The 4320-nt window shown below is 29.9% G+C and carries 3 protein-coding genes; 1 reads left to right on the top strand and 2 read right to left on the bottom strand.

All coding sequences use genetic code 11. From position 1 onward, the window contains the following. The first annotated feature begins 240 nt into the window (after positions 1-240). A complete protein-coding gene (locus tag NSA58_RS16725; protein ID WP_039677865.1) occupies positions 241-1668 on the top strand; it encodes a carbon starvation CstA family protein in 1428 nt (475 codons plus the stop codon). A gap of 101 nt (positions 1669-1769) precedes the next feature. Here the strand turns inward: NSA58_RS16725 and NSA58_RS16720 are convergent, their stop codons facing one another. Both NSA58_RS16720 and NSA58_RS16715 read right to left on the bottom strand, forming a co-directional pair. Next, positions 1770-2033, bottom strand: a complete 264-nt coding sequence (locus NSA58_RS16720; RefSeq protein WP_052232778.1) for a hypothetical protein — start codon at positions 2031-2033, stop codon at positions 1770-1772. Positions 2034-2598: 565 nt separating this feature from the next. Continuing rightward, a complete protein-coding gene (locus tag NSA58_RS16715) occupies positions 2599-3942 on the bottom strand; it encodes an alanine:cation symporter family protein (protein WP_039677866.1) in 1344 nt (447 codons plus the stop codon). Between the last annotated feature and the right edge of the window lie 378 nt (positions 3943-4320).

The raw sequence follows: 4320 nt of genomic DNA, 5'->3' as shown, positions 1-4320 counted from the left end.
CTAAAATAATCAATTATATTATATTTTTAAAAAATAATTTATTTAATAAATGTCGAAGTTTGTTGTTAAATGCAATGTTTTAATTAATATTTAAATTTTATTACATTTTTTTCCTATTGCGTTATTTTAACACATTCGTTAAAATGAATTATGTCGATATAGAAAGGTTTTCACGATTTTTGAAAAGCATTTCCTGTTGTCGACACAAAATTATATCGCAATTATCAGGAGGAGACTAAAATGATTACATTTTTAGCGTGCGTTGCAATCCTAATTTTAGGTTACTTCACATACGGAACATATGTAAGTAAAGCTGTAGGATTCGACGATTCTATTCAAACTCCAGCTAATAGACTTGAAGACGGTGTAGACTACATGCCAATGCCTTGGCATAAAGTTTTCCTAATTCAATTCCTTAACATAGCTGGTACTGGACCAATATTCGGAGCTATATCAGGTGCTTTATTTGGACCAGTTGCATTCTTATGGATAACATTCGGTTGTATATTTGCTGGTGCTGTTCATGATCACTTATCAGGTGTTATATCAATGAAACATGATGGTACGTCTATACCAGAAATAGTTGGTATGTACTTAGGTAAAAACATGAAGACTGTTATGGTTGGATTCTCAATCGTACTTCTTGTTTTAGTCGGTACAGTTTTCATAACTTCACCTGCTGGTTTATTAACTTCTATGACTGGAATAAACAAAAACATATGGTTAGTATTAATAATAATTTACTATATAGTAGCTACTGTATTGCCAGTTGATAAAGTTATAGGAAAATTATATCCAATATTCGGAGCTGCATTATTATTAATGGCTGCTGGTTTATTCGGAGCTATGATGATAGGACAATTCAATGGTTCTATGCAAATGGCTGAATTAACTTTAGAAAACTTACATCCTTCTGGGTTAGCTATATTCCCATTCTTATTTACTACAATAGCTTGTGGTGCAATATCTGGGTTCCATGCTACTCAATCACCTATGATGGCTAGATGTATACAAAGAGAATCTGAAACTAGAAGAGTATTCTTTGGTTCAATGATAGTTGAAGGTATAGTTGCTTTAATCTGGTGTGCTGTTACTATAGCATTCTTCGGAGATAGCGTTTCTATAGCTGCTGCTGGTGCTCCTGCTGAAATAGTTAACATAGTTTCAAGTAAATTACTTGGACCTGCTGGTGCTATTCTTGCTGTTCTTGGTGTTGTTGCTTGTCCAATAACTTCAGGGGATACTGCTTTCAGAAGTGCTAGACTTACAATAGCTGATGCTTTCAAAATAAAGCAAGATGGATTAAAAAGTAGATTTATGTTAGCTATACCTCTATTTGCAGTAGGTGTTGCATTAACTCAAATAGATTTCAATATAATATGGAGATACTTTGCTTGGTCTAACCAAACATTAGCGATGATATTCTTATGGACCGGTGCTGCTTACTTACTTGTCAATAAGAAAAACTTCTGGATAGCTGTAATACCTGCAATATTCATGAGTTATGTATCTGTAGCTTATATATTACAAGCTCCAGAAGGATTCAAGTTAAATCCTATGTTCTCCAACATAACTGGTGTAATAGTTGGTATATTATTCTTCTCGGCTTTCATGATGAGAGTTAAGAAAGAAAAAAATAAAGTTGAAAAAACTGAAAAAGTTAGTTAATTATTATTAACATAAAGAAAAAGGAAATGTTATCTTATAACATTTCCTTTTTTATATTTAAATAAGATCATGTACTTATCCTCTATTTTACTTTCTATAAGTTACAAAATAAACCTTATAGATTTATTATCGCTATCTTCTAATACTAATACTTCTAAGTCTTTATAATTTCTAAATAACCATTTAACATCCGTCATTATTTGATTTACTTGTTTCTTATCCAACTTTCCAATACAGTACTCATCTCTAGTTTCTGAAAATTCCTTCGATGTTAAAAAATTTCTAATCGCTGCATAAGCTATTGTATTAGGTATAGGATTACTAGTCTCTTTAGAACGTTTATTGCCCTTCATGTACATCTTCATATAGTATCCTCCTGAACTTTTATTAATATATTACATATATATGAGTTCATACATTGTTTAAATGCTTATTGAATATAAATTATCTAATTAATAATAGTCCACAGTTAATCTATATATATTTTATTTAACCTTTGCTTATGTGTTCAAACACATTCTTTCATCCTCTAAGGCCTCTAATTTTATACCCTAAGAAACACTAAGGACACTATGTATATTTGCTTTTAAATGCCCTAGCTATCTAATTTAATTAAACATATTATTATCACAGTATATACACACATTAATTAAAAGTATATTTTAAGAATCATATTATATGTACGTAATCTTTATAAAAAATTTGCTTAGCTTGAGCCATGCGTCGGCGAAATACTTCATATCACCAACAAAATGCCTTATCTCCCCTTTAAGAATAATACAATTCTACGAAAATAAAGCTAGTTAAACATTTTTATTACAACTTATGAAACAAAATTTAATGCTAATTTCCTTGTATGTAAAAAAAATCTCACCTAAAAGTATCTAGGCAAGATTTTTCATTATCATCTATAATTTTATAGTTTTTAAATTATGATGCTTTTCTTTGATCTACATCATTGTTATCAACTATTATATATTTCTTCCATTCTTTAATTGTGAATATTGCTAATGCAGTAACGTTTATACCACAAAGTACGAATAATAATAAGTCAACTGCTTCGAATACAACATTAGCACCAAATACTGCTAAAGTACCTGCAGCTACTATTAATCCTAAGTATATAGCTATATTTTTATTTACAGAGTTTTTCTTGAATAACTTAGTTGTATAGTAGTAAGAACCTAATATAGTTGTTAATGCAGATAATACTGTAAATGCACATAATACAACTAGACCAAACATACCAGTTACAGATTTAGCTGTATTGAAGTATTCAGCTAATCTTTCAGCAGCTCCACCTTCAAATGTTATTAATCCAGCGTTTATACCGTAAGATGCTATATAAGAAGTAACTACTATAGAAACTACTACAGTTACAACTGTAGGTATTAAAGATATCATAGCAGCTTCTCTTGGTTGAGTGTCAGCTTCTTGAGCTGCCATAGCTAATGCTCCTAAACCAGTTTCAGCAGTTTGTAATACTTTTTGCATACCTAATACAAATCCTAACATAATTCCTGAGAATCCATTAACTGGATTAGTCATACCTTCTAATATATTAGCAAAGTAAGTTGGTATATATCCACCAGTTTTTATAACGAATAATGTGAAGAATGCAAAGTATCCAATTACAGCTGTTCCTATCATGTAAGTCATAGCATTCATGAATATTTCATGTTTTTTAGATAAAACTAATGCTGCAACTACTAATAATACTGGTACAACTATGAATAAGTATCTTTGTACTAGAGTAAGGTTTATAGACATATAATCAGATGCTACTAATTTTGCAACTGAGTCTATACCTGAGAATTGGAATCCACCAAATCCAAATACCGCTAATGCAACGAAACATACAGCATAAACCATTCCAAGTTTAGGTGATATTAAATCTCCTATATACTCTTTTGGTCCTTTTCCCATTATTTTTGAGTTTAAAGTTTCAGCGTAAGAAACTGGTACCATTATACAAGCCCCTATTAAAGCCCATATAGCCATTGCTTCTACGTTTACTTCTCCAGATGCAGAGAATTTTGATAATGCACCAAGAACCCCTATTATAGCTCCTGTACCTATCATAGCACCTAATGATATAGATGCTGGTCCTATTATGTTTTTGAATTTTAATCCAGCTGGCTTAGTAGCCTTCTTTTGAATCATACCAATAGTTCTTATAGATGTGAAAGCACCTACTATTAACATGAATGGTAAGAATACTGGCCAAACCGCATCAGAAATTACTGTTATAACAGCTTCTAATTGATGTAACATGTGTTTTTCTCCTTTTTTTTAAGTATTTTTATTTATAATTTCTTTATAATTTTGCACTTTTTTTAGTTGATTATTGCATTAATAACAAAATAAATATTTTCCAATTCATAACAATGTCCTATTTTAGATTAAAAAATGTTTTCATAAACATTTTGTTCATTAAGTAATAATCTAATCATTGGGCATAATATAAATTGTTATGCATCATTCGCCATTTCTCATGTTAATATTATCAATTTTTATCGATAATTGTCAAGCATTTGTCGCTTTTTTTAAAAAATAAATATTTTTTTATGATTAAATTATAGTCAATGTTTTAATATAACTTTTTAAATATTATTCATTCAAACTTTATGGTACTTTTTTCCTTCCTATTTA

Source organism: Terrisporobacter muris, assembly GCF_024621905.1.
In the GTDB taxonomy this organism is placed as follows: Bacteria; Bacillota; Clostridia; order Peptostreptococcales; family Peptostreptococcaceae; genus Terrisporobacter; species Terrisporobacter muris.
Note: the sequence above shows the minus strand (reverse complement) of the source record. Positions and strands in the feature narration are given on the sequence as shown.